The 3,796-nt window shown below is 69.2% G+C and carries 4 protein-coding genes; all 4 read left to right on the top strand.

Features of this window, described 5'->3' with window-relative positions; genetic code table 11:
* A partial coding sequence (gene pyk / locus RI841_RS15250) for a pyruvate kinase (RefSeq protein WP_310706485.1) occupies positions 1–1,404 on the top strand: 1,404 nt, incomplete at its 5' end.
* A gap of 129 nt (positions 1,405–1,533) precedes the next feature.
* Positions 1,534–2,334 carry a molybdate ABC transporter substrate-binding protein gene (gene modA / locus RI841_RS15245; protein WP_310706484.1) on the top strand — a complete coding sequence of 267 codons (801 nt, stop codon included), beginning with the start codon at positions 1,534–1,536 and terminating at the stop codon, positions 2,332–2,334.
* Positions 2,334–3,002, top strand: a complete 669-nt coding sequence (modB, locus tag RI841_RS15240; protein WP_310706483.1) for a molybdate ABC transporter permease subunit — start codon at positions 2,334–2,336, stop codon at positions 3,000–3,002. Before modA ends, modB begins: the two co-directional genes overlap by 1 nt.
* 13 nt (positions 3,003–3,015) lie before the next feature.
* The coding region (locus RI841_RS15235) for an ABC transporter ATP-binding protein (protein ID WP_310706482.1) at positions 3,016–3,796 on the top strand (781 nt) is incomplete at its 3' end.

The following is a 3,796-nucleotide window of genomic DNA, read 5'->3' as shown; positions in this document are numbered from 1 at the left end:
GAGGGCGTCCTGGAGGCGATGCTCGAAGCCGGCGTCGACGTGGTGCGCCTCAACTTCTCCCATGGCAGTCCCGATGACCATCGCCAGCGCCTGGCGCGGGTCCGCGAGATCGCCGAGCGCCTGGGGCGCAGCGTCGCCGCTCTGGGCGACCTCCAGGGGCCCAAGATCCGCATCGCCCGTTTCAAGGAGGGGAGCGTGACGCTCGAGGAGGGCCAGTCCTTCATTCTCGACATGGGCCTGGGCAGCGATGAGGGCGACGCCAGCCGTGTCGGCTGCGACTACAAGACCCTGGCCGACGATGTCGCCCCCGGCGACCGCCTGCTGCTCGACGACGGCCGGGTGGTGCTCGACGTCAACCGGGTCGCCGACCACCTGATCCACACCAGCGTGACGGTGGGCGGCACGCTCTCCAACAACAAGGGCATCAACAAGCAGGGCGGCGGCCTCTCGGCCCCGGCCCTCACCGAGAAGGACAAGGCCGACCTGGAGACCGCCGTGGCGATCGGCGTCGACTACCTGGCGATCTCCTTCCCGCGCAGCGCCGCCGACATGCAGGAGGCCCGCGAGCGGCTCGGCGAGGCCGGCGCCGAGATCGGCCTGGTGGCGAAGCTCGAGCGCGCCGAGGCGGTGGCCGACGACGCGACGCTGGACGCCATCATTCGCGCCAGCGAAGCGGTGATGGTGGCCCGCGGCGACCTGGGCGTGGAGATCGGCGACGCCAAGCTGATCGGCACCCAGAAGCGCATCATCAAGCACGCCCGTACGCTCAACCGTGCGGTGATCACCGCCACCCAGATGATGGAGTCGATGATCGACTCGCCGCTGCCCACCCGCGCCGAGGTGTTCGACGTGGCCAATGCGGTGCTCGACGGCACCGATGCGGTGATGCTCTCCGCCGAGACCGCCGCCGGCGACTTCCCGGTGGAGACCGTGGAGGCCATGGATCGGGTCTGCCTGGGCGCCGAGCGCGAGCGTCGCATCCAGGAGTCCGGCCACCGCATCCACGAGGGCTTCTCGCAGGTTGACGAGGCCATCGCGCTCTCCGCCATGTACGCCGCCAACCATCTGGAAGGCGTGGCCGCCATCGCCTGCATGACCGCCTCCGGCTACACGCCGCTGATCGCCTCGCGGATCAGCTCGGGGCTGCCGATCGTCGGCCTGGCCCACAACCCGGTGGCCCAGCGGCGCATGGCGCTGTATCGCGGGGTGGTCTCGCTGCCCTTCGACACCAGCGACATTCCGCCCGCCGAGCTCAACGACCGCGCCCTGGCGGTGTTGGTCAGGCAGGGCGTTGCCGACCCCGGCGACCACGTCATCCTCACCCGGGGCGACCACATGAATGCCCATGGCGGCACCAACACCCTGAAGATCCTCGACGTGACTTCGGCCCATCGCCGTGCCTGAAGCGTAGATCATTGTATACAATGAACCCTGACCCGTATCAGGGCTGCAGCAGGTTCTGCGGCCTTGTCTTGTTTCCCGGCGCAGGCCTGGTCGACAATGCAACACCCTACCGCAGTTCGGGAATATCGCATGCTCTCTTTTCTCCGCCTGACTCTCCTTGCCTGGCTCGCCCTGATACCCCCCGTCGCCCTGGCGGAAGTGCCGACCGTGGCCGCCGCCTCGGATCTGCAGTTTGCCCTGACCGAGGCCGCCGAGCGCTTTCAGGATGAGACCGGGCATGAACTGCGTCTCAACTTTGGCTCCTCCGGCAACTTTCGTCGCCAGATCGGTCAGGGAGCGCCCTTCGAACTCTATCTCTCCGCCGATGAGGCCTATGTGCTGGCGCTCCATGAGGAGGGGCGCACCGTGGACGAGGGCGTCGTCTATGCCGTGGGTCGACTGGCGTGGTTGCAGTCAGCTGGTCGCGAAGAGTTGCCCCGTGACGAGGACCCGCTGGCCGGCGTGCGTGAAGCCATCGACGCCCATCGGGCCGGGGAGGGCCGGCCGCGCATCGCCCTGGCCAATCCCGAGCATGCCCCCTATGGCGTGGCAGCCCGCCAGGCCCTCGACCAGGCTGGTCTCTGGGAGAGTTCGGTGCCGCTGCGCATATTCGGCGAGAACGTCTCCCAGGCCGCACGCTTCGCCCTGGCGGACGAGGCCCGCGGCGGGCTGGTGGCCTGGTCCCTGGCGCTCGCCCCGACGCTTGCCGAGCGCAGCGAGCACGTGCTGATCCCGGAGGCCTGGCATGCCCCTCTGGTACAGCGCATGGCGCTGATCGAGGGAGCCGGCGAGACCGCTCGCGCCTTCTATGCCTGGCTCCAGCAGCCAGTGGCTCGGGAGATCCTGGCGGCGTACGGTTTTCGGCTGCCGGACGAGGGTAATCCCCCCTGATGGACTGGACGGCCCTTTCGGTCTCGCTGCGCCTGGCGGGCTTGACCTGCCTGCTGCTGTTGCCGCTGGGGCTCTGGCTGGGACGCACCCTGGCGCTCTCGCGCTTTCGCGGCAAGCCGCTGTGCGAAGCGCTGGTGGCGCTGCCGCTGGTGATGCCGCCGACAGTGCTGGGCTTTTACCTGATGCAGGCCTTCGGCGTGGAAGCCCCCTTCGGCAGCACCTGGCAGTCGTTGACCGGTAGCGGGCTCAACTTCACCTTCACCGGCATCCTGATCGCCTCGCTGGTGGCCAACCTGCCCTTTGCCGTGCAGCCGATTCAGCGCGCCTTCGAGACGATTCCTCCCAATCTGCGCGAGGCTGCCTGGTGCAGTGGCCTCTCTCCCGCCAGCACACTTTGGCGTATCGAGCTGCCGCTGGTATGGCCGGGTCTCATCTCGGCCCTGGCGCTGACCTTCGCCCATACCCTCGGCGAATTCGGCGTGATCCTGATGGTCGGTGGGGCGATCGACGGCGAGACACGGACCCTGGCCATTGCTATCTACGACCGCGTGCAGGCCTTCGACGAGTCCGGTGCCGCCGTCATGTCGGCCATGCTGCTGCTGGTCTCCTTCCTGACCATCGGAGTGGTCTACGGCCTGACAGGACGCCGGAGGTGGCGCCGTGGCTGAGACGGACCCACCTGTGAGCCAGGCCCGCCTGGCGGTCAAGCTGCAGCAGGCCGGGCCGATCCCGCTGGATGCCGACTTCCACTGCGAGGCCGGCGAGCTGCTGGCCCTGGTGGGCCCTTCAGGGAGCGGCAAGACCACCCTGTTGCGGGCCATCGCCGGACTCTACCGGCCGGCGCGAGGCATGATCCGCTGTGCCGGCGAAACCTGGTTCGATGCCGAGGCGGGGCGCTCACTGCGTCCCCAGCAGCGTCGTGTGGGTCTGGTGTTCCAGGACTATGCGCTCTTCCCGCACCTGGATGCATGCGCCAATGTCATGGTGGCCCTGGATCACCTGCCCGCCATGGAGCGCGTTCGGGCCGCCGAGCAGTGGCTGGCCCGGGTGCGCCTCGATGGTCTGTCCGACCGACTGCCGGACGAGCTCTCCGGCGGCCAGCGCCAGCGGGTCGCCCTGGCCCGCGCCCTGGCCAGGAGTCCGAGGGTGCTGCTGCTCGACGAACCCTTCTCGGCGGTGGACCAGGTCACCCGGCGCCGCCTGCAGCGCGAACTCGCCCTGCTGCGCGAGGAAATCCACATCCCCATCGTGCTGGTTACCCACGACCTCGACGAGGCCGCCGCTCTGGCCGACCGGCTCTGCGTGCTGCACGCCGGTCGCAGCCTGCAGCAGGCGCCGGCCGAGCAGTTGTTCCGCCGGCCAGTCAGCCCCGAGGTGGCGCGGCTGCTCGACCGCCACAACGTCTTCACCGGCTGGGTGGTGGAGGGCGACGAGGGGCGTCGCTTGCAGTGGGGCCCCTGGC

Origin of the sequence: Halomonas sp., assembly GCF_031581305.1 — a bacterium.
Taxonomy (GTDB): domain Bacteria; phylum Pseudomonadota; class Gammaproteobacteria; order Pseudomonadales; family Halomonadaceae; genus Halomonas.
Note: the sequence above shows the minus strand (reverse complement) of the source record. Positions and strands in the feature narration are given on the sequence as shown.

Coding starts and splice junctions, on each gene's coding strand:
- modA (WP_310706484.1), top strand. CDS start 1,534: ATGCTCTCTTTTCTCCGCCTGACTCTCCTTGCCTGGCTCGCCCTGATA.
- modB (WP_310706483.1), top strand. CDS start 2,334: ATGGACTGGACGGCCCTTTCGGTCTCGCTGCGCCTGGCGGGCTTGACC.